This window comes from Rhizobacter sp. (assembly GCA_021153565.1).
Classification (GTDB): Bacteria; Pseudomonadota; Gammaproteobacteria; order Burkholderiales; family Burkholderiaceae_C; genus Albitalea.
Window position 1 is genome coordinate 1 of sequence record JAJKJU010000249.1, and the last position, 21,170, is coordinate 21,170.

Consider the following 21,170-nt stretch of genomic DNA (forward strand, 5'->3'; position numbering starts at 1 on the left):
CAAACTCTCATGACCTCAACTTCTCGAACCGCCCGGTGCGGGCCCGCATGCCGGGTGGTGTGGGAGGGGCCCGATCAGCGATGATCGGCCCCTATCCCGATTTGACGCTGAGCAGGGTCAGGCGTGCGGTTGTGCGCTGCCTTGTACTGTCTCGAAGGGCAGCTTGAACTGCGTCAGGTCCTTGCGGGTCTCGACCAGCACCAGCGGGCCTTCCTCGATCGACTCAACCGGCTTCGGCTCACGCGGAGCATGCACGGGCTTGGGCTCTCGCTCCATCGCTTCCTGCACGGCGCGAATCTTGTCCGCGTCGGAGTTCACCCACTGCAGTCCTGCTGCTTGCGCTACCGCTTGCAGGTCGCTGGTCGGCAACACGAACGGCTCGATCGCGGCGGGGGCTGCCGATTCGACCGGCGCAACGACAGGCGCCGGTGCGACCACGAACGGGGCAGGCGCCTCGTAGCTCGCCATGATCGGCTGTTGTGCCGGCAGATCCGTCGCTTGGGGCTCGAAGCTTGCGCCCTTGGCCGCGCCATCGCCGGCAACCGGGACTTCTAACGAAGCAGCTTCGGGCACGCCTTCCGTGCTGCTCGGCAAGTCGTCTTCACGACGTTCGCGACGATGTCGGTTGCGACCGCGGCGACGACCGCCTTCGCGCTCTCCACCTTCTTCGCGTTCACCCTGTTCCGGGCCTGTGCCCTCGGTTGACGCAGCACGATCCGATTCGGCATTTGATGCGCTCGATCCGCTGACCGGTGCTGCGTCGAGATCGAGTTGTGCAGGGACGGCGGTAAAGCCGTCGGCGTGTTGTTCGCCGACGTTCAGATCGGTCGCGACGTCGTTGGCCTGATGAGCTTCGTCGCGATCGCGACCGCCGCGTCCGCGACGTCGCCGGCGTCCACCCTCGCGGTGTTCGCCGCCCCCGGCTTCAGCACCTTCGGCACTGGTGATGGGTTCAACGAAGCCTTGCAGTTGCTGGGCCTCATCGGCCGCCGCGCCTTCGACGGGGGCGGGTCGACGTGGTTCGCGGTCCTGGCGCGGGCCACGGCCACCTCGCTCACCGCGATCGCCACGGCCTTCACCACGTTCCGCGCGCTCACCACGCTCGCTACGAGCCTCTCCTCGGCCACCGCGCTGTTCGTCGCCGGCCGTCTGATCGACCGCCGCGATCACGCTGCCTTCTTGCGCCTTGTCCGCGCGCTCACCACGACGGCCGCGTCCATCGCGACCGCCACGGCCCCCGCGCTCGGAGCCGGCTTCGGGGCGTTCCCCGCGCTCACTGCGATCCACGGCAGCACGTTCACCGCCACGATCCACGGCAGCACGCTCACCGCCCCGATCCACGGCAGTACGCTCGCCGCCACGATCCGCGGCGGCACGTTCACCACCGCGTTCTCCACCGCGCTCGCTGCGGTCCGCACGCTCGCCGCGTCGGCCGTCGCCACGCTTGCCATCGCGATCGCCGCGTCCGCCGCGACCACCTCGGTCGCCGCGTCCTTCTCGGCGCTCGGACGTTTCGGCCGCCACTGCAGGCGCCGCCACGACCGCAGGCGTCGGAGCTTGCGCACCGCCACCGAACAGCTTCTTGATCCAGCCGAAGAATCCTTCACCGGCCTGCGCATCCACCGGCGGCGCTGCTACCACGGGGGCAGGCGCCGCCGCAGCGACCGGCTCCGGCTTGGGCGTGGCGATCGGCGCGGGCGTCTCGGGCAGGATGCCTTTGATGACCGGTTCCTGCTTCGCCTTCGTCTTCTCACGTCGAGTGATGCCGACTTCCTCTTCGGGTTCGTCGATCATCGTGTAGCTGGCCTGCAGATTTTCCAGGCGCGGGTCGTCGTGGCGCAAACGTTCCAGGCGGTAGTTCGGCGTTTCCAAAGCCTTGTTCGGCACGAGCAGCACGGTCACGCGCTGCTTCATTTCGATCTTGGTGATTTCAGTGCGCTTCTCGTTCAGGAGGAACGAAGTTACTTCCACCGGCACCTGAACATGCACGGCGGCGGTGTTGTCCTTCATGGACTCTTCCTGGACCATGCGCAAAATTTGCAACGCCGACGATTCGGTATCGCGGATGTGGCCGGTGCCGTTACAACGCGGGCAGGTGATGTGACTGCCTTCGCTCAACGCAGGGCGCAGGCGCTGGCGTGACAGTTCGAGCAGGCCGAACTTCGAGATCGAGCTGAACTGAACACGCGCGCGGTCCTGACGCAGTGCGTCGCGCAACCGCGTCTCGACTTCGCGGCGGTTCTTCGACTCTTCCATGTCGATGAAGTCGACGACGATCAGTCCGCCCAGATCGCGCAAACGCATCTGGCGCGCAATTTCGTCGGCGGCTTCGAGGTTGGTGCGGGTGGCGGTTTCCTCGATGTCGCTGCCGCGGGTTGCGCGCGCCGAGTTCACGTCCACCGACACCAGTGCTTCGGTGTGGTCGATCACGATCGCGCCGCCGGACGGCAGGTTCACCGTGCGCGAGAACGCGGTCTCGATCTGGTGTTCGATCTGGAAACGAGAGAACAGCGGCGCGTCGTCGCGGTAGCGCTTCACCTTGCTAGCCGATTCCGGCATCACATGGCTCATGAACTGATGCGCTTGTTCGTAGATGTCATCGGTGTCGATGAGGATTTCACCGACATCCGCAGTGAAGTAATCGCGGATCGCGCGGATCACGAGCGACGATTCCTGGTAGATCAGGAAGGCACCCTTGCCAGCCTGGGCCGCACCATCAATGGCGGTCCACAGCTTGAGCATGTAGTTCAAGTCCCACTGAAGCTCGGGCGCCGTGCGTCCGATGCCTGCGGTTCGGGCGATAAGGCTCATGCCTTTCGGATATTCGAGCTGGTCGAGGTTTTCCTTCAGCTCTTCACGGTCTTCACCCTCAATGCGGCGCGACACGCCGCCGCCGCGCGGGTTGTTGGGCATCAGCACCAGGTAGCGGCCGGCCAGCGAGACAAAGGTGGTGAGCGCCGCGCCTTTGTTGCCGCGTTCTTCCTTTTCGACTTGCACCAGGAGCTGGTCGCCTTCCTTGATGGCGTCTTGAACGCGCGCCGAGCGCACGTCCACGCCTTCGCGGAAGAAGTTGCGCGAGATTTCCTTGAACGGCAGGAAGCCGTGTCGGTCTTCGCCGTAGTCGACGAAACAGGCTTCGAGAGAAGGCTCGACGCGAGTCACGACCGCTTTGTAGATGTTGCCCTTGCGCTGTTCGCGCCCTTCGATCTCGGTCTCGAAATCGAGAAGTTTCTGGCCATCGACGATGGCGAGGCGACGCTCTTCGGGTTGCGTCGCATTGATCAGCATGCGTTTCATGTGCACTCCTTCGCCGTCCTCGTTTCAAAGGACAGGCGCTCAACACGCCGCCCGCTGATTTCTCAGGGGCGACTCATCGATGCACGAGAAACGTGGAGAACCGGAAGGAATCGCCCTGGACTGCCGCTGATCGGAATGCGATCAGTGAGGCAGCGTTGGCGCGTGCGAGGCAGTGGGGGAGGCGAGGACCAACCACCGAGCCAGGGCTTGTCGCCGGATGGGCGAAGGCTCGGCAGCGCATGGAGGCGGAGTCCCTGTCCACGCGTCCGCACGCGATGGGGCATCGCCATGGGTCGACATGACCGCGGATGGCGAGCGCTGCGCGCTTGGAAGGTGGGGGAGTCGGGACGACATTCGCGTGATCACTGGACGCGGGCGGAAGGTGCGAGGCATGCGGCAACTTCGCCGGACACCGGGCATCTTCTACCTGAAAAACCTTGTGTTTCAGGGCCGGAGGCCCTTCGGGGTTCGTTCTACGTTTGCTCTTCCGCATGGGCTGGTCGGCCGCCCTTGTCACTTGGGGACAGGGCCCGCCGCACGCCTTGTGCGTTGCATCACCTTGGTGGCTGAAGCTCTTGCTGCAGCCGCCACGTCTTCAAGCAAGCGCCCGAGTAAACTCAGGAAAATCAAACACTTACATCGCAAACGTGGTCCAACGCATTATAGGGGGCAAACCCGCCGCCAAAGCAAAGGCCGTCAAGGCCCCAGGGCCTGCGTCGGGCTCCGTCAGTGCGTCCGCGCCGTCGGTATTTCGGATGCAGGTTGACGAAAGCTCAGAAGGCCAGCGTCTCGACAACTTCCTCATCAAGCTGCTCAAGGGTGTCCCCAAGACCCATGTTTATCGGGTGATCCGATCCGGTGAAGTGCGTGTCAACAAAGGCCGTGCGGCAGCGGATACCCGGCTGGCGCTGGGCGACGAGGTCCGGGTTCCGCCGGTCCGAATGGCTGATCGCAGCGCAGAACCCTCTGTGCCGGCACGCGAATTTCCTGTCGTTTATGAAGACGACTACCTCATCGCAGTCAACAAACCGGCCGGTGTGGCAGTGCACGGCGGCAGCGGCGTGAGCTTCGGCGTGATCGAGCAACTGCGGCGGGCGAGGCCGCAGGCCAAGTTTCTCGAACTCGTGCATCGGCTCGACAAGGAGACATCAGGACTCTTGCTGGTGGCGAAGAAGCGTTCGACACTGACGGCGCTCCAGGACCAGTTCCGCAACCGCGAGACGGGCAAGACTTACGCGGCGCTGGTCATCGGTGCCTGGCCGGCGGGCAAGAAGGTCATCGACGTGGCGCTGCACAAATTCCTGACGACCGAAGGCGAGCGACGCGTGTGCGCCGTCGATGAAGACCATGAGAACGGCCGCCGCTCCATCACGCTGGTCAAGATCGCCAAGAAGTATGCGGACTTCACCTTGCTCGACGTGACCATCAAGACCGGTCGTACCCATCAGATCCGTGTGCATCTCTTGCACGAAGGCCATCCGATCGCAGGCGATGAGAAGTACGGTGATTTCGCCATCAACAAGTCGCTGGCCCGCGGTGAGACGGTGAAAGGCCATCGCTTCGATCGCATGTTCCTGCACGCCAGGCGCCTCAAATTCGAGCATCCTTCCACCGGCGAGGCGGTCGAGTTCGAAGCACCATTGCCAACAGAATGTCTTGCCCTCCTGAAAGTCCTATCTTGATCACACGCCCTCGCCAGTTCGACCTGATCGTTTTCGATTGGGATGGCACCTTGTTCGACTCCACCGCCACCATCACTCGCTCCATCCAGGCGGCATGCGCCGACTTCGGCATCGAGGTGCCCAGCGACAGGGAGGCGAGCTACGTGATCGGCATGGGCCTTGCCGAGGCCTTGCAGCATTTGGCACCCGGCCTGGCGCGCGAGCGCTACGCTGAACTAGGTAACCGTTACCGCCACCACTACTTTGTCAAGGAGCATGAGATCGTGCTCTTCGAAGGCGCACTTGCCATGTTGCAGGCGCTGCGAGAACGCGAGCACTGGCTGGGCGTGGCCACGGGAAAATCGCGACGCGGACTCGATGAGGCGCTGAATTCCGTGCAACTCAAGGGTATCTTTCACGCGACCCGCACTTCCGAGGAAACCGCTTCCAAGCCCGATCCGCAGATGCTGATCGAGCTGATGAGCGAGTTTGGTGTCGAGCCCGAGCGAACGCTGATGATCGGCGACACAACGCACGACCTGCGGCTTGCCGCCAATGCCGGCGCGGCGCGCATCGGCGTGAGCTACGGCGCGCACGAGAGCGCGGCCTTCGGCGAGTTCGCGCCGCTTCACGTTGCCAATTCGGTGTCAGATCTGCACGACTGGCTGTCTCGCCATGCTTGAGAAACCCGAGCTGCCCCCGCAGCCGCTTTGTCCGTCTTCGACCCTCGAAGAACGCGGCAATGCTTTCGTCTTCGACGTGCTGCATTTTGGCCAGACGGCGCGCGGATTCGTCCTGCGATTCGATGGGCGGATCGTCGCCTACCTGAACCGCTGCGTGCACGTTCCGACCGAGATGGACTGGCAGCCGGGCGAGTTTCTCGACAGTGGAAAAGAGTACATCCTTTGCTCGATCCACGGCGCCGCTTACGATCCGCGCGATGGGCGTTGTGCCGGTGGACCCTGCGGCCGTGGAAAGCTCACGCCGCTGCAGGTTGAAGAGCGCGACGGGCAGGTCTATTGGTATCCTTCACGAGACACCCGACCGGCCTTCTCGGACTGAGAGGCCAAGAGGCTAGTAGGCTGAGAGGCATGACTGATCTCCTACCGTCTCGCACACAGCCGGGCTGCCTTCAGAAAGTTTCCCCATGACTTCGCAAGACGACCTGCCGGGCGCTGGCCCGGCACCTGCCCCGCTTCCACCGCCCATTGCGCCCGCAGTCTCTGCGACCGTGCCCGTCCCAGGCCGGCTCGACAGCGTGATCGAGCAGTTCGCCCGCGACTACATCAAGGACCGCCGCAGCGATCGACGCTGGCGCCTCATCTTCCGCGGGCTTTGGCTGCTGCTTATCGTGCTGATGTTCTGGTCGCTGCTGGCTGCGCGCAAAGCGGCCAACCTGCCCAGCGGGCCGCATACGGCGCTGGTCGAAATTCGCGGGGAGATCGCCTCAGACACCGAGGCGAGTGCCGAGCGCATCGTCAACGGACTGAAGACTGCCTTCGAAGAGCCCAATGCGCAGGCCGTGGTGCTGCGCATCAACTCGCCGGGCGGCAGCCCCGTGCAAGCGGGCATCGTCAACGACGAGATTCATCGGCTCAAGTTGCTGCACAAGAAGAAAGTCTATGCGGTGGTCGAGGAGATGTGCGCATCGGGGGCCTACTACATCGCGGTTGCGGCTGACGAGATCTACACCGACAAGGCCAGCGTGGTCGGCTCCATCGGCGTGCTGATGGACGGCTTCGGCTTCACCGGCATCATGCAAAAGCTGGGCATCGAACGCAGGCTTTACACCGCCGGTGAGAACAAGGGCATGAACGATCCGTTTACGCCCGAAAGCGATAAGCAGCGCGCCTACACGCAGGCCATGCTCGACCAGATCCACAAGCAGTTCATTCGCAAAGTGAAAGAAGGCCGCGGCAAGCGTCTGAAGGAGACGTCGGACACGTTCTCGGGCCTCTACTGGAACGGCGAGGACGCGGTGAAGTTCGGGTTGGCCGACAAGTTCGGCAACCTCGACTACATCGCACGCGAAGTCGTGCATGCCGAAGAAATCATCGACTACACGCCCAAGGAAAACATCGCCGAGCGGCTCGCCAAGCGCCTCGGTGCGTCGATGGGCGCGGGTGCGGTCCGGGCGCTGCAAGGCGCGGGCACCATCCACTGATGAACGCCCCGACGGACAGACACTTAGAGGCTGAGAGTATTTCGATCATGCCCGCTCATCACGCCAAAAGGCACCTGCTCGTCGTTGCAAATGCTCGCCATAGCACGAGCTATGGCTGCGCTTTGCGCCTGGATCAGGCGCCTTTTGACGTGCTGCTCGGGCACGCTCGAAAAACTCTCAGCCTCTGAGATGCTCATCAACTGCGTCGCCTACGAAGATGGCAAGAAGCTCGCCGACTTGTCGGTGGAGCAGATCAGCGAATTCGTGCACCGGCCTGATTGCTTTGTCTGGGTGGCCTTGCGCGACGCGACGAACGACGAGCTCGAGAAGATGCAGGAGGAGTTCAGCCTGCACGACCTGGCGGTGGAGGACGCGCGACACGGTCATCAGCGGCCCAAGGTCGAGGAGTATGGCGACACACTCTTCGTCGTGATGCACACGGTGGAGTTCAGCGCGACAGATGAGTTGCGGGTGGGCGAGGTGAACATCTTCGTGGGGCGCAACTTCGTGCTGTCGGTGCGCAATCACAGCACGCAGAACTTGCTCGGCGTGCGTGAGCGCGCAGAGCACGAACCGCACTTGCTGAAGCACGGCGCGGGCTTCGTGTTCTATGCGCTGATGGACGCGGTGGTCGACCGCTACTTTCCGATCATCGATGCGCTGGAGGGGGAACTCGAGGTGATCGAAGAACAGATCTTCGTTCGCGGCTCGGCGCGCGCCAACATCGAGCACCTTTATGCGCTCAAGCGGCGCATCGGCGTCGTCAAGCATGCGGTGACGCCGCTGATGGAATCGGTGAGCAAGCTGTGGAGCGGGCGCGTGCCGATGGTGTGCGAGAACAACCGCGAATACTTCCGTGACGTCTACGACCATCTGGTGCGCATCAACGGCACGCTGGAGGCGCTGCGCGACACGATCGGAACGGCGATCCAGGTGAACTTGTCGATGGTGACGATCGAGGAGTCCGAGACAACGAAGCAATTGGCTGCGTGGGCCGGGATTTTCGCTGTCGCGACCGCCTTCGCTGGCATCTGGGGCATGAACTTCGAGCACATGCCGGAGTTGAAGTGGACCTACGGATATCCGATGGCGCTGGGCGTGATCGGCGTGACGTGCTACTTGCTATACCGCCGCTTCAAGCGCGTTGGTTGGCTCTGAGAGGCTGAGAGTATTTCGATCATGACCGAGCAGCACGGCAAAAGACCCCTGCTCGTCGTTGCAAATGCTCGGCCATTGCACGAGCTATGGCTGCGCTTTGCGCCTGGATCAGGCGCCTTTTGACGTGCTGCTCGGTCATGATCGAAATGCTCTCAGCCTCTGAGATTTGGCTGAAGCATTTCCATCGCCTGCATATCAAGCGGCCTTCAGTAGACCCTTGCGCTCGATGAAGGCCGTGACGTCGGCCAGACCCGTGTGCGTCTTGAGGTTCGTCATCACGAATGGTTTGATGCCGCGCATGCGCTTGGTGTCCGACTCCATCACACCGAGATCCGCGCCGACGTACGGTGCGAGGTCGGTTTTGTTGATGACGAAGAGATCGCTCTTGGTGATGCCTGGTCCTCCTTTGCGCGGAATCTTCTCTCCGGCGGCCACGTCGATGACGTAGATGGTGAGGTCTGAAAGTTCAGGGCTGAAGGTTGCAGCCAGGTTGTCGCCACCCGACTCGATGAACACGATGTCCGCGTTCGGAAACTTGGCCAACATGCGGTCGACGGCTTCGAGATTGATCGACGCGTCTTCGCGAATGGCGGTGTGGGGGCAGCCGCCGGTTTCCACGCCCATGATTCGCTCCGCTTCCAGCGCGCCGGCCACCGTCAGCAGCCGCTGGTCTTCCTTGGTGTAGATGTCGTTGGTGACGACCACGAGGTCGTAGTGATCGCGCATGCTCTTGCAAAGCATCTCGACCAGCGTCGTCTTGCCAGACCCGACGGGGCCGCCCACACCCACGCGCAATGGCGGGAGCTTCTTTGTGCGGCCCGGAATGCAGTGCAGCTTGCTCATGGTGGTGACTTTCGCGAAAGACGTTCGAGGTAGGCGCCCTCGATCAATGGGTCGGGCGGCGCCTGCAGACGGTGTAGCAGGTCTTGACCACCATGTCTGGCACGCGGGCCTTGATTTCAACGTTGCGAGCCATCAGGAGCGGAAGAGTCTGGAGTACTGAGTCTCATGCTGTGCCGAGAGGATCGCGAACATGGGTGCGAAGGCTTGCCGTTCGCTGTCCATCAAGGCAATGGCGCGATCGACGCACGCCGGAATGGCATCGCTGAGTTTGGCGAGGATGCGTTGGCCGGCGCTTTGTCCAAGCGGTACCGCCTTGAGCGATGCCTGCACCATGTTCTCCGCCCAGCCGAAAGCGAAGGCGAGCAGGGCTTCGCGCGGGGACGCGCCGGTTTGCGTGGCGGCCAGTGCGAAGGCGACGGGCCAGGTGGGAGCGGGTTGAAGCACAGCGAGTAAGGCGAGGCGCTCGTCGCTCAGGTCGCGATTGCGCAACCACTCGACCAGCGAGCGGCCCATTTGCTGTGTCTGTTGGCGAAGCTCGCTGCTTTCTCGGGTGGTGGTGACCCAGTTGTTGAGGGCGGTGATGCTGTCGAGGTCGGCGCGGTTCCAGGCGCCAATGGCCTTGTGCACGACGGCAAGATCGCTGCGCGAGAGGGCGAGGTGGAGTTGATCGGTCACCCACTCGGCGGCTTGCACTTCATTCGTGACGAGCCCGGCTTCAACAGCTGATTCAAGTACCTCCGAATAGCTGAAACCGCCAACAGGAAGCGCGGGCGAAGCGAGCCACATCAATTTCAGCAATGCGGCCGGCGGAGTAGGGCGCGGCGGTTTCAGGATACGAGGCATGGGGCGAGGGCAAGCTGTAGGAGGGCAAAGCCAAGCGTGCCCACGCGGCTCGTCGATCCGAATTGAATGACTACCGCGTGGGCATGCTTTGCATTGCCCACCTTACAACGGTGTTGTCAGAGGCTGAGAGTTTTTCGAGCGTGCCCGAGCGTGATGAGCGGGCATGATCGAAATATTCTCAGCCTCTCAGTGGTCGTGGTTGCAGCCTGGGCCATGCACATGAGGCCTGTGGTCCTCATGACCGTGCGCGTGACCGTGATCGTGATCGTGATCGTGATCGTGATCGTGATCGTGATCGTGATGCGCATGGCCGTGTACACCCGCCGCATACGCCCCGCCTTCCGGCTCGAAGGGCGCCAGCTCTTCGGTCACGATCAAATGCATGTTGCGCAGCATGTCGGCCAGCACATGATCGGGTTCGATCTGCAGCCGGTCTGATCGCAGATCAAGTTGCACATGGCGATTGCCGAGGTGGTAGGCCGCACGCATCAGATCGAACGGCGACCCATGCTCGCCGCACGGCCGGATCACCAGCACCGGCTGCGGCGTCGCGACGACCTTGATCAGCGATCCGTCTTCGGCCACCAGCACGTCGCCACCTCGAACCAAGGCGCCGCGCGCCAAGAAGACGCCAAGCGTGCGTCCTTGGGAGTCTTGGGCGTCGAAGCGACTCTTTTGCCGTGTGTCCCAGTCGAGCACCACGGCGGCGGCGCGCTTGAGCAGGGCGGGGGCCAGACCCTGGCCCTGGGGAATGAGTTTGTTGACAGTCAGCATGGCTCTGATTGTGCCGTGGTCGCAGTGATTACAAGGGAAGGTACTACAAGGGCAGGTACCGGACCGCCAGCACCCCTTCGATGGCCGCGATGTCGCTCAACACGCCTGGCGCAATAGGGCTGTCGACGTCGACCAGCGTGTAGGCCACGTCACCGCGGGACTTGTTGACCATGTTGTGGATGTTCAACCCGGCGCGAGCCATGGTGGTCGAAATCTGGCCCAGCATGTTGGGCACGTTGGCATTCGAGATCGCAACCCGGTAGTTGGACTCGCGGGCCATGCTTACCGATGGGAAGTTCACCGAGTTGACGACGTTGCCATGCTCCAGATAGTCACGCAGTTCCTCCACTGCCATCACTGCGCAGTTTTCTTCCGCCTCGCGCGTTGATGCACCCAGGTGCGGCAGGGCGATGACACGTTGATGCGCGTTGATCGTCGCGCTCGGGAAATCGCACACATAGGCTGCCAGCTGCTTGTCGAGCGCGGACAGCACCGCGCTCTTGCTCACCACGCCATCACGGGAGAAATTGAGCAGCACGGCGCCCTGCTTCATCAGCGTGATGTTGTCCGCATTCACGAGGTGGCGCGTCGCATCGACCAGCGGCACGTGCAGCGTCACGAAGTTGGCATTGCGCAGTACTTCGCTCACGCTCGACGCCTTCTTCACCTGCGACGGCAGACTCCATGCCGCATCGACGGTGATCTCCGGGTCGTGGCCCAGCACCTTCATGCCGAGCTTGATGGCCGCATCGGCCACCAGGCACCCGACCTTGCCCAGGCCGACGATTCCCAGCGTCTGACCGGCCAGTTCGAAGCCCGCGAAAGCCTTCTTGCCTTCCTCGACCGTCTTGTCCATGTCGACCATGTCGGGGTCGAGCGTGGCGACGAAGCGCAGCGCGGCGGGGACGTTTCGCGCCGCCAGCAGCATGCCCGTGAGCACCAGTTCTTTCACGGCGTTTGCATTGGCGCCTGGTGCATTGAACACCGGTATGCCCCGCTGGCTCATGGCCTTCACGGGGATGTTGTTCGTGCCTGCACCAGCGCGCGCAATGGCCTGCACGCTGCCGGGGATGTCCATCGAATGCATGTCTGCGGAACGCACCAGCACGCCGGCCGGTTGCGGGAGGTTCTTGCCCACGCTGTAGCGATCGGCCGGCAGCCGCGACAGCCCGTTCTGCGAGATCTGGTTGAGTACCAGGACGTTGAAGTGCGTCATCCATTCGCTCCCTGCAGTTTGGATTCGTAGGGTGGGCAAAGCGGAGCGTGCCCACGCGGCGTCGATTCACTTCAGCGGAATGGTCCGCGTGGGCACGCTTCGCTTTGCCCACCCTACAAAGCTCTCTCGTCAGGTGTGGCTGGCTTCGAATTCCTTCATATAGGCCACCAGCGCCTGCACACCCTCTTTGGGCATGGCGTTATAGATCGAGGCGCGCATGCCGCCGACGGACCGGTGGCCCTTCAATTGCAGCATGCCGCGCTCCTTCGCGCCCTTGAGGAAGGCTTCGTCCAGCGACTCGTCCTTCAGCTTGAACGGCGCGTTCATCAGAGAGCGGTCGTCTTTGGCGATCGGGCAGGAATAGAAAGTCTGCGAGTCGAGGTAGTCGTACAAGAGCGCCGCCTTCACGCGGTTGTGCTCTTCGATCGCCTTGAGGCCGCCTTGCTTCTTCAGCCACTTGAACACCAGCCCCGCAATGTAGATCGCATAGGTCGGCGGGGTGTTCAGCATCGAATCGTTGTCGGACTGCTGCTTCAAGTCGAAGGCCGACGGCGTGATGGGCATGGCCTGGCCGATCAGGTCTTCGCGCACCATGACGATGGTCAGCCCGGCTGGGCCGATGTTCTTCTGCGCGCCGCAATAGATGAGCCCGTAGCGGCCCACATCGATCGGCTTGGAGAGGATTTCCGAGGACATGTCGGCCACCAGCGGCACGTCCCCGGTGTCGGGCGTCCAGTGGTACTGCATGCCGCCAATGGTCTCGTTGGAGCAGATGTGCACGTAAGCTGCGTTGGGATCGAGCTTCCAGGTGTCTTGCTTTGGAATGCTCGTGAAGCCGCTCGGTTCAGAGCTGGCCACCACGTTGACGGTGCCGTATTTCTTGGCTTCATTGATCGATCTCTTCGACCATTCGCCGGTGTTCACATAGTCGGCGCTTGCCTTGCCGCGATAGAGGTTCATCGGCACGAAGGCGTTCTGGCCGATGGCGCCGCCCTGCAGGAAGACGACCTTGTAGTTGGCAGGAATGGCAAGCAACTCACGCAGGTCGGCTTCTGCTTCGGCGTGGATGCTCATGTACTCCTTGCCGCGATGGCTCATCTCCATCACCGACATGCCCGAACCATGCCAGTCGAGCATCTCGTCGGCGGCCTGGCGCAAGACGGATTCGGGCAGGGTGGCGGGGCCGGCGCTGAAGTTGAAGACGCGGGTCATCGGGTTCTCCGTGGGTCAGTGGCAAAGCAGGGGGGGCGCGAAGTTCGCAGCATACAGAACGCGGAAAGCATTTGGCGAAGTACTCGGATTCGAGCACTGATCTTCGCGAGATGCCTCCGTGTAATTTGGGTGAAGCCCGGGAATCGGCCGCTCGCGCAGGGCCCACCCCGGGGTTTCACGTGGCGTGCGCCCGAGGGTCCGTCACTCCAGTGGGGCAAGCAGTCCTTCGAGATCGTCAGCGCTGAACTTCTCCACTGCCGTGTCGTGCCCAAGCACACCCTCGGCCAAGGCCGACTTGCGCTCCTGCAATGCGAGCATCCGTTCTTCGATGCTGCCTTCGACCACCAGCTTGTAGACGAACACCGGCTGGTCCTGCCCGATGCGGTGGGCGCGGTCCGTGGCCTGCCGTTCCACAGCAGGATTCCACCAGGGGTCGAGATGGATCACCGTGTCTGCGGCCGTCAGATTCAGGCCCACGCCGCCGGCCTTGAGACTCAGCAGCATCACCGGCACTGTCTTGTCCTGAAACTGCTGCACGACGCTGCCTCGGGTGCTTACGGCCGTGTCACCCGTGAGCGTGAGGTAGGCCAGGCCGAGCTCATCGAGTTCTGCCTGCACCAGCGTCAACATTTCGGTGAACTGCGAGAACACCAGGACGCGCCGGCCTTCGTCCACCAACTCGACGAGCATCTCGCGCAGCAGCGCCATCTTGGCGCTCTCCATCGTCGACGGCTCGTCCAGCCCCTTCAACAGCCGCGGGTCGCAGCAGACTTGCCGCAGCTTGAGCAAGGCATCGAGGATGGCGATCTGCGAACCGGCGAAAGTCTTTTGCTTCAGCACGCGCCGCACCCTTTCGTCGGCAGCGAGCCGCACGCTTTCGTACAGGTCGCGTTGCTCGCCTTCAAGCGTCACGCGGCGCAGGATCTCGGTCTTGGGTGGCAGCTCGGTCGCCACATCCTGCTTGCGGCGCCGAAGGATGAAGGGCCGCACCCGCTGCGACAGCAACTGCGCGCGCAAGGTCTCGCCGTTTTCTTCGATGGGCTTGCGCCAGATCCTCGCGAAGCTGCGCGCGTCGCCCAGAAACCCGGGCATCAAGAAGTCGAAGTGCGCCCAAAGTTCGCCGAGGTGGTTCTCGAGCGGCGTGCCGGTCACGCACAACCGGTGTCGTGAGTTGAGCCGCCGCAGCGCAGACGCCGCGCGGCTGCCGGCGTTCTTCACCATCTGTGCTTCATCGAGTATGAGCAGGTGCCAGTGTTGCGCCGCCAAGGCATCCACATCGCGCCACAGCAGTGGGTAGGTGGTGAACACCACGTCGTGCTCCGGAATTCGCGCAAAGTGCCGCGAGCGGCGCTGGCCTTGCAGCGTGAGCACCCGCAGCGTCGGCGCGATGCGCGCGGCTTCGGCCTGCCAGTTGGCGATGAGCGAGGTCGGCAGGACGACGAGCGAAGGCAGGTCGTGCCGCCCCGCATGCTTTTCGACGAGCATGTGCGTCAACACCTGCGCCGTCTTTCCGAGGCCCATGTCGTCGGCCAGGATGCCCGCGAGGTGGTGTTCGCGCAGGTACTGCAGCCACGCGACGCCATGCTCCTGGTACGGCCGCAGTTGAAGTCCCAGTTCGGCAGGGGTTGCCACGGTCTGCGGGCTGCCCGCCGCACGCAGCCGCTCGGCCAAGGCGGCCAGGCCCGCATCGCCTTGCATCTGCCACGCGCCGTGTTCGCCTGCTCGCGCGGCCTGAGAGTCCATCAGGCTCACACGCATCGCTTCCACGCGGTGTGTCTCCCACGTCGACAGATGCAGCGGCCCCTCGGGTCGACGCGGGTCGGTGAGCAGATCCACCATCGCGCCGACGATGGCCTTGAGCGGCTTGGCAGGCGCGTCGATGCGGCGTCCGCCAGGTGCGCGTAAGGCGATCAATGCGTCGTCTGGAATAGCGGCAATCTCATAGGCTTTGAGCCAACGGCCATCGCGCTTGATCAAGTCGGCAAGCAGCGGAATGAGGTCCAGCCTTTCGCCTTCCACCTCGACGCCCAGGCTCAGCATCCACGAGCCTTCGCGCGGCGGTTGCCGCATGGCCGTGATGTTCATCGGTCGCGGGCCCAGGGGGTGCGTGAGCTCGCGGCCCGTCTCGTCGCCCGTGACAGGGTCGATCACGAACTTCCACGCGTCCACAGGCACGCTTTGGTGCGCAAAGCCCGGACGCACGACGATGGACCATCCTTGCGCTTGAAGCCGCGGCACCTGGTCCGCCCAGAAATCGCCGAAATGCGACTCTTCGATCAGCGACCAAAGATGTTCGTGACCCTCGGCAACCGTGCGTGTGCGCCACTGCAAAGCCTCGGACGGAAGAGGGCGCAAGCCGGAGCTCCACAGCAGGTCGCTCGCATCGGCTTCTGCGCGCAGGTCGCGATGAATCGTCACGTGCTCGCCCCAGGCGCCGCGAATCAGATGTGTGGGCTTGGGCCGCGTGGTCGTCACGCGTTCAGGGGCGGGGGTCTCCCAGTGCAGACCACCTTCCGCAAGGTAGGTCCAGTCCACCTGGGCGACGGTGACCTGCGCGCTGCGCGGGCCGAAGCCGGACAAGGCTCGCAGGCCGAGCAAGCCATCGCCGCGGGTCAGTGTCTGGAGTGTGAGGCGCGGGCGGAAGGGCGTGGGTCCATGGCTTGCGCTGCCGGCGGTTGATTGAGGGGGTGCAGATGACATCGGCGAATTCTCGGGCCGAACGAGGCGGTGGGGCTGTGAATGCATCCAGTATGATGAATTTCGCCCTCTGGCCTGTGTTCGTGGTCTGGGTGAAATCCCGGGGAACGTGCGCTTGGGTCAAGGTCAACCCCGGCCTTGCGAAGAAGGCGATTTGAAAGCTGTGAAGTCCCTGTCGTGACCCACCCATCCGCCTACACCATCGCTGTCCGCGCGCTGTGCGAATTCACGGCCAAGCAGGGGGATCTCGACTTGCGGTTCACGCCGTCACCGTCGTCGCAGGAAGGCGTGGCCGGGCACAAGACCGTGGCGGCAAGACGCGGCGGCACATACCGGGCCGAGCTGTCCTTGAGCGGGCAGCACAAGCATCTGACCGTGCGAGGGCGCGCCGATGGCTTCGACCCCGAACGACGAAGCCTGGAAGAGATCAAGACCTACCGTGGGGATCTCGACCGCATGCCGGCCAATCACCGGCATCTGCACTGGGCCCAGGCCAAGGTCTACGGCTGGTTGCTGTGCCAGCAACTGGGCTTGTCGGAGATCACTGTGTCGCTGGTGTACTTCGACATCGTCAAGCAGGACGAGACGGTGTTGTCGCAGCCTTGCACGGCGGGCGAACTCAAGCTCTTCTTCGAGACGCTGTGTGAACGGTTCATCGAATGGGCGGATCAGGAGACGGCACATCGAAAGCGGCGCGATGTTGCATTGACCGCGCTGCAATTTCCGCATGCATCGTTTCGTTCCGGGCAGCGATCGCTCGCTGAATCGGTGTTCAAAGCCGCGCGATTGGGGCGATGCCTCATGGCCCAGGCGCCCACTGGCATTGGCAAGACCATCGGTACCATCTTCCCGCTGCTCAAGGCATGCCCGCTGCAGGAACTGGACAAGGTGTTCTTTCTCACGGCAAAGGGCTCAGGCAGGGCTCTGGCGCTGGACGCAATCGATCGGCTTCGCAGTGACGTTGATGGCAAGCTCCCGCTGCGCGTGATCGAGCTCGTGGCGCGCGACAAGGCCTGCGAACATCCCGACAAGGCCTGCCACGGCGAGTCATGTCCTCTCGCCAAGGGGTTCTACGATCGTTTGCCGGCCGCACGAGAAGCGGCGGTGGCGTTTCAATCCCACACGAAGGAGTCGCTGAGGGAAGTCGCGCTGGCGCATCAGGTCTGCCCCTACTACCTGAGCCAGGAACTGGTTCGGTGGAGCGACGTGATCGTCGGCGACTACAACTATTTCTTCGACAGCACTGCGCTGCTGCACAGCCTGACAGCGATGAATCAGTGGCGCGTCGCCGTGCTGGTGGACGAGGCGCACAACCTCATCGATCGCGCGAGGGCGATGTACAGCGCGGAGCTGGCGCAATCGGATCTACGTGCTGTGCGCGCGTCGGCGCCGGTCGCGTTGAAGAAACCGCTGGACCGATTGAATCGCGCGTGGAATGCAGCCACCAAAGACCAGAGCGAGCCCTACGAGGTGCATGCGCAAGCGCCGAAAAAATTCGCCTCTGCATTGCAAGAAGCCACCGCCGCCATTGCCCAACTCATCGCTGACCAACCCGCCGAGCTCGACGGCGATCTGATGCGGTTCTACTTCGATGCGTTGCACTTCACGCGGCTGCTCGAATCACTAGACGAGCATTCGCTGGTTGATGTGAGCATCGATCGCGATGTGCACACCCGATCTCGCCGCGCCGATTCGGTGATGTGCGTTCGCAATGTGGTGCCGGCGCTGTTCCTGAAGCCGCGCTTTGTTGCGACCCGATCGACCGTGCTCTTTTCCGCCACGCTGACGCCCCAGCATTTCTACGCCGACACGCTGGGCCTGCCTGACAACACCGCATGGCTCGACGTCGAGGCGCCGTTCAGCGCGGAACAGCTGTCGGTGCACTTCGTGCGAAACATCTCCACGCGCTTTCGTCACCGCAGCGAGTCAGTTGTACCCATCGCGCAACTGATGGCAATGCAGTACCAGGCGCAGCCCGGGAACTATCTCGCGTTCTTCAGCAGCTTCGAGTACCTCGAACAAGTGGCCGGTGAGTTTGCGGTGCGGCATCCGCAGGTGCCCATGTGGATGCAGGCGAGGCGCATGGGGGAGACCGAACGCGAGGAGTTTCTCGATCGCTTCACCGCGCAGGGGCAGGGCATCGGCTTCGCTGTGCTGGGCGGATCGTTCGCCGAGGGCATCGACCTGCCTGGCAAGCTTCTGATCGGCGCCTTCATCGCGACGCTGGGCATGCCGCAGTTCAATCGCATCAACGAAGAGCTGCGCCGCCGCATGGATGCGACTTTCGGCGAGGGTTATGAATACACCTATCTCTTCCCTGGTATCCGCAAGGTCGTGCAAGCCGCGGGGCGGGTAATCCGAACACCCTCGGACCGTGGAACCCTATATCTGATTGACGATCGGTTTTCAAAGCCTGAGATCGTTCGATTGCTGCCGAGTTGGTGGAAGGTGTCGCGGGGCAGCTTCGGGAGTTGACTATTCGCCTGGGTCGTGCGGTATTCGTGCGGTCTGCATCATCAGCGTTGCCACGAACCCAAGGGCGATTTGCGCAGTCGGCCACAATAGAGCCAATTTGGCTCAACGTCGGCGACAACAGACATTTGGGGGATATCTGATGGTGAAGAGATTTGTTTTTTTACTGATGACGGGTTTTATTTTTTTTCAGGGGTGTGCCATGGCTAGCGAACTAATTGACGATATCAAACAGGCGCGTGAGAAAGACAATTCAACAAGATTGGATGTTTCGAGCATCGTCAGAAAACACGTCAAGAATGAATCATCATGGGGTGCGATTTCTGATCGTCTTGTCAAAGACGGCTTTGAATGCCATGCGCGGCCACCACAGAAGTCCGATTCAAATTTAACAGTTTATGACTGTGTATTAGATTTGAGGAAGTGGTACAAGCTTGGTTTTGGCGACAAGCTCCGGCTGGATATATCTGTTCAAAACGATAGAGTTATAACCTCCGGCGGTGAGTTAATTTATCTAAGTCTTTAATTTCAAAAATATACGGGAGTAAAAATGGAAAAAATTGAAGTCGGCTACACAAAGCTGGGGCCAGGTTACTACCATCAGTACATAATTTACACGGACTCGAATGGGAATCAGTACGCAGCTCGTGGCGGCCCCAGTGCGGGTGCCGGTTTAGGAGGTTCGTCTACAGGTCAGAGCGGATCTTCCATTGGTGCAATTGATTCGCCGTTTGGAAACATCCAAACCGAGTCTGGAGCTTACATTCCGACCATTCGCGATAGTAATGGCAACGTCACTCAAAAAGGCTTTCCAGACTATGATTACACTGGTGCCGATCCAAAGGAGACCGTCAAAACGGGCAATGATTTGTCTTCCGAATGGCAAAAAATCAAAGATGCAATCAAAGATATTGGGAATGAGGGGCATCAATATAGGCCAATTGACCAAAATTCCAACACAACGGTAGGCGAAGCTTTACGACGAGCGGGTGTTCCAGAGCCAACCGGTGACGGCATGGGTGGCAATTGGTCACCGGGGCAGGGAAATAACCTCCCAGGCGGCTCGGACGATGCAGGTGGCGGTTCCGGCACAACCGCTCCAGGTGGCACCGGCGGCGGTGGCGGTGCGGGTGGCGCTGGTGGTGGCAGTTCTGGAAGTGGCGGCAGTGGCAGCAGTGGTGGTTCCAGTGGTGGAACAGGCGGAGGGGCATCTGGAGGCCCTGGTGGTGGTGGTGGTAGTTCAGGCGCAGGCGGAACCACGCCTCCTCGCCGCGACCCGTTGGTTCTCGACCTGGATGGTGACGGCATCGAAACCACTGGCACCCGCGACGGCACAGTCATCCTGTTCGACCACGATGCCGATGGTGTCAAAACAGGTACCGGCTGGGTCAAGCCGGATGACGGTTGGCTGGTGCTGGATCGCAATGGCAATGGAACCATCGACACGGGCCGCGAACTCTTCGGTGTCGACACACTCAAGAGTAACGGTCAATTGGCCACTGACGGCTTTGATGCACTCAAAGACTTGGATGCCAACCAAGACGGAAGGATCGATTCAACAGAAAGCGTCTTTGCCAACTTACGCATTTGGCGCGACCTGAACCAAGACGGCTTCAGTCAGGCCAACGAACTGACCACCCTTGCTGCCAACAGCATTACCGGGATTGGCGTCAACTCAAGCTCTGTGCGTACCGATCTGGGCAACGGGAACGTGCAAACGGCGGGAGGTTCATTCACCAGATCCAATGGCACCACGGGCACAACTGGCGAAACCAACGGGGCAGCCGCCAACCTCGACTTGCTCGTCAACACCTTCTATCGGCAGTTCACCGATCACATCACGCTCACCGATCAAGCTAAGGCGCTGCCCACGTTGCGCGGCTCAGGCCGGGTGCGCGACCTGAACGAGGCTGTGAGCCTCTCGACCGACCTTGGCAATTGGGTGCAGACCTACACCCAGCAAACCACCCGCCAAGGGCAGATCGACAAACTCGACGGTTTCATTGAGAAGTGGGCCAACACCGCCGATTTGAAGTCACTCAAAGCGCAGGCTGGTGCGCTCACTGGCAGTGGCGTCAAGCTGACCTACAACTTGGCAGGGCTGACAGCAGGCACGCCCGCCTACGACGACTTCATCCGCAAGCTGGGTGTGGTCGAGCGCTTCATGGGCTTCACCTATGGCGGGGCTAATGGGCAAGCCCGGTTCACGCCATTGGATGCAACTTCCGGCAATCTCACCGTTTCTTTGGCTGCTGAGCAGATTGCAAGTATCTCGGTGGCTTACGACCGCTTTAAGACTGATATTTACGAGTCCCTACTGCTTGAAAGCAGATTGAAGCCGCTCTACGACAAAATAGAAGTTAGTTTCGTTGCGGCTAAACCAGTCTATTCCTTCGTTAAGCTGGAAGCTGCATTTATCCAGTCTATTCAAACAAATGCTCAACAGGGCATAGTTGATTTGGTGGAATTTCTTAGTGCGTTCGGCGAGTTGAAGCTCAACAAGCTCGGCTGGAACGCCACCGACTTCCTCGTCACCCAACTCAACGCCGCTCCTGACCTGGGCGCATTCAGCGAAGAACTGAGCAGCTGGACAGTCCGCCTCGCCGCTTCCACCGAACACAACCTCACCGGCACCTCACGGCCGGATTTGTTGGTAGGCACAGCGGGCGCAGATTACCTCTACGGCCGCGATGGCAATGACATCCTGCTGGGCAAGGGCGGTAACGACTACGTCTACGGCGAGAACGGCAACGACGTGATCGACGGCGGCGCAGGCAACGACCAGCTCTCTGGCGGTGCAGGCAACGACACCTACCTGTTCGGCAAGGGCGAC

Annotated in this window: 15 protein-coding genes; 8 read left to right on the plus strand and 7 right to left on the minus strand. The window is 62.0% G+C overall.

From position 1 onward, the window contains the following. Positions 1 to 117 precede the first annotated feature (117 nt). Positions 118 to 3,297, minus strand: coding sequence for an Rne/Rng family ribonuclease (locus tag AC30NL_RS15990; RefSeq protein WP_489464990.1), 3,180 nt, complete (start codon positions 3,295 to 3,297; stop codon positions 118 to 120). 755 nt (positions 3,298 to 4,052) lie between these two features. On the opposite strand from AC30NL_RS15990, the gene AC30NL_RS15995 reads away from it, so the two are divergent. The 5 genes from AC30NL_RS15995 to corA all read left to right on the plus strand — a co-directional run bounded on the left by AC30NL_RS15995 (position 4,053) and on the right by corA (position 8,280). Further along, positions 4,053 to 4,979, plus strand: coding sequence for an RluA family pseudouridine synthase (locus AC30NL_RS15995; RefSeq protein WP_489465003.1), 927 nt, complete (start codon positions 4,053 to 4,055; stop codon positions 4,977 to 4,979). Then, positions 4,949 to 5,641, plus strand: a complete 693-nt coding sequence (locus tag AC30NL_RS16000) for an HAD family hydrolase (protein WP_489464991.1) — start codon at positions 4,949 to 4,951, stop codon at positions 5,639 to 5,641. Before AC30NL_RS15995 ends, AC30NL_RS16000 begins: the two co-directional genes overlap by 31 nt. Continuing rightward, positions 5,634 to 6,020 (plus strand): Rieske (2Fe-2S) protein, encoded by a 387-nt coding sequence (locus AC30NL_RS16005; protein ID WP_489464992.1) that lies wholly within the window; start codon positions 5,634 to 5,636, stop codon positions 6,018 to 6,020. Before AC30NL_RS16000 ends, AC30NL_RS16005 begins: the two co-directional genes overlap by 8 nt. An 85-nt stretch (positions 6,021 to 6,105) precedes the next feature. Further along, positions 6,106 to 7,122, plus strand: a complete 1,017-nt coding sequence (locus AC30NL_RS16010) for a S49 family peptidase (protein ID WP_489464993.1) — start codon at positions 6,106 to 6,108, stop codon at positions 7,120 to 7,122. Positions 7,123 to 7,311: 189 nt separating this feature from the next. After that, positions 7,312 to 8,280 (plus strand): magnesium/cobalt transporter CorA, encoded by a 969-nt coding sequence (gene corA / locus AC30NL_RS16015; protein ID WP_489465004.1) that lies wholly within the window; start codon positions 7,312 to 7,314, stop codon positions 8,278 to 8,280. 195 nt (positions 8,281 to 8,475) lie between these two features. Here the strand turns inward: corA and ureG are convergent, their stop codons facing one another. The 6 genes from ureG to AC30NL_RS16045 all read right to left on the minus strand — a co-directional run bounded on the left by ureG (position 8,476) and on the right by AC30NL_RS16045 (position 15,868). After that, on the minus strand, positions 8,476 to 9,123 hold the full coding sequence (ureG, locus tag AC30NL_RS16020) for an urease accessory protein UreG (RefSeq protein ID WP_489464994.1): 648 nt from the start codon (positions 9,121 to 9,123) through the stop codon (positions 8,476 to 8,478). Between the two features lie 132 nt (positions 9,124 to 9,255). Then, positions 9,256 to 9,966 (minus strand): urease accessory protein UreF, encoded by a 711-nt coding sequence (locus AC30NL_RS16025; protein WP_489464995.1) that lies wholly within the window; start codon positions 9,964 to 9,966, stop codon positions 9,256 to 9,258. 186 nt (positions 9,967 to 10,152) lie between these two features. Further along, on the minus strand, positions 10,153 to 10,740 hold the full coding sequence (ureE, locus tag AC30NL_RS16030; protein WP_489464996.1) for an urease accessory protein UreE: 588 nt from the start codon (positions 10,738 to 10,740) through the stop codon (positions 10,153 to 10,155). A gap of 43 nt (positions 10,741 to 10,783) precedes the next feature. Continuing rightward, positions 10,784 to 11,956 (minus strand): phosphoglycerate dehydrogenase, encoded by a 1,173-nt coding sequence (locus tag AC30NL_RS16035; RefSeq protein ID WP_489464997.1) that lies wholly within the window; start codon positions 11,954 to 11,956, stop codon positions 10,784 to 10,786. 129 nt (positions 11,957 to 12,085) lie between these two features. Next, positions 12,086 to 13,168 (minus strand): 3-phosphoserine/phosphohydroxythreonine transaminase, encoded by a 1,083-nt coding sequence (serC, locus tag AC30NL_RS16040; RefSeq protein WP_489464998.1) that lies wholly within the window; start codon positions 13,166 to 13,168, stop codon positions 12,086 to 12,088. A gap of 201 nt (positions 13,169 to 13,369) precedes the next feature. Then, positions 13,370 to 15,868, minus strand: coding sequence for a DEAD/DEAH box helicase (locus AC30NL_RS16045; RefSeq protein WP_489464999.1), 2,499 nt, complete (start codon positions 15,866 to 15,868; stop codon positions 13,370 to 13,372). Positions 15,869 to 16,042: 174 nt separating this feature from the next. Between AC30NL_RS16045 and AC30NL_RS16050 the strand changes: the two genes are divergently transcribed. The 3 genes from AC30NL_RS16050 to AC30NL_RS16060 all read left to right on the plus strand — a co-directional run. Next, positions 16,043 to 18,340: an ATP-dependent DNA helicase gene (locus AC30NL_RS16050; RefSeq protein WP_489465000.1), complete on the plus strand. Its 2,298-nt coding sequence runs from the start codon at positions 16,043 to 16,045 to the stop codon at positions 18,338 to 18,340. Between the two features lie 139 nt (positions 18,341 to 18,479). After that, a complete protein-coding gene (locus AC30NL_RS16055) occupies positions 18,480 to 18,863 on the plus strand; it encodes a hypothetical protein (protein ID WP_489465001.1) in 384 nt (127 codons plus the stop codon). A gap of 24 nt (positions 18,864 to 18,887) precedes the next feature. Then, positions 18,888 to 21,170, plus strand: a 2,283-nt coding sequence (locus AC30NL_RS16060; protein ID WP_489465002.1) for a calcium-binding protein, incomplete at its 3' end; no start/stop codon positions are given.

Coding starts and splice junctions, on each gene's coding strand:
- AC30NL_RS16025 (WP_489464995.1), bottom strand. CDS start 9,966: ATGCCTCGTATCCTGAAACCGCCGCGCCCTACTCCGCCGGCCGCATTG.
- serC (WP_489464998.1), bottom strand. CDS start 13,168: ATGACCCGCGTCTTCAACTTCAGCGCCGGCCCCGCCACCCTGCCCGAA.
- AC30NL_RS16045 (WP_489464999.1), bottom strand. CDS start 15,868: ATGTCATCTGCACCCCCTCAATCAACCGCCGGCAGCGCAAGCCATGGA.
- AC30NL_RS15990 (WP_489464990.1), bottom strand. CDS start 3,297: ATGAAACGCATGCTGATCAATGCGACGCAACCCGAAGAGCGTCGCCTC.
- AC30NL_RS16010 (WP_489464993.1), top strand. CDS start 6,106: ATGACTTCGCAAGACGACCTGCCGGGCGCTGGCCCGGCACCTGCCCCG.
- AC30NL_RS16005 (WP_489464992.1), top strand. CDS start 5,634: ATGCTTGAGAAACCCGAGCTGCCCCCGCAGCCGCTTTGTCCGTCTTCG.
- AC30NL_RS16035 (WP_489464997.1), bottom strand. CDS start 11,956: ATGACGCACTTCAACGTCCTGGTACTCAACCAGATCTCGCAGAACGGG.
- AC30NL_RS15995 (WP_489465003.1), top strand. CDS start 4,053: ATGCAGGTTGACGAAAGCTCAGAAGGCCAGCGTCTCGACAACTTCCTC.
- ureE (WP_489464996.1), bottom strand. CDS start 10,740: ATGCTGACTGTCAACAAACTCATTCCCCAGGGCCAGGGTCTGGCCCCC.
- corA (WP_489465004.1), top strand. CDS start 7,312: ATGCTCATCAACTGCGTCGCCTACGAAGATGGCAAGAAGCTCGCCGAC.
- AC30NL_RS16000 (WP_489464991.1), top strand. CDS start 4,949: ATGTCTTGCCCTCCTGAAAGTCCTATCTTGATCACACGCCCTCGCCAG.
- AC30NL_RS16055 (WP_489465001.1), top strand. CDS start 18,480: ATGGTGAAGAGATTTGTTTTTTTACTGATGACGGGTTTTATTTTTTTT.
- ureG (WP_489464994.1), bottom strand. CDS start 9,123: ATGAGCAAGCTGCACTGCATTCCGGGCCGCACAAAGAAGCTCCCGCCA.